This is a genomic window from Vibrio sp. 10N.261.55.A10 (assembly GCF_041470825.1).
Lineage (GTDB): Bacteria > Pseudomonadota > Gammaproteobacteria > Enterobacterales > Vibrionaceae > Vibrio > Vibrio crassostreae_C.
This window is the reverse complement of sequence record NZ_JBFRNC010000139.1, coordinates 1-315: the sequence shown is the minus strand read 5'-3', so window position 1 is coordinate 315 and position 315 is coordinate 1. Positions and strand designations below refer to the sequence as shown.

Here is a 315-nt window from a genome sequence, read left to right as displayed (position 1 = left end):
GATTCAGAAAGCAAAAAGGCTCTAGCATTTCTGCTAGAGCCTTAAATATGGCAGGGGTGGAGAGATTCGAACTCCCAACACGCGGATTTGGAATCCGCTGCTCTGCCAATTGGAGCTACACCCCTAAAACTTTCATTACTTCAGATTCGAAGAAACCTCGCACTAGGCGAGGTTATCGAATAAGTGGCGGAGTGGACGGGACTCGAACCCGCGACCCCCGGCGTGACAGGCCGGTATTCTAACCAACTGAACTACCACTCCGCAGTGGAATACTTGTCGTCGCTGACAAGTGTTCAAATTTAAAGCCTGGCGATG

Annotated in this window: 2 tRNA genes; both read right to left on the bottom strand. The window is 50.5% G+C overall.

Annotation, left to right across the window (positions count from 1 at the left end):
• Positions 1-48 precede the first annotated feature (48 nt).
• Positions 49-125: transfer RNA gene (locus tag AB4274_RS22100), tRNA-Trp, on the bottom strand.
• Positions 126-184: 59 nt separating this feature from the next.
• Positions 185-261 (bottom strand) — tRNA-Asp (locus AB4274_RS22095).
• Between the last annotated feature and the right edge of the window lie 54 nt (positions 262-315).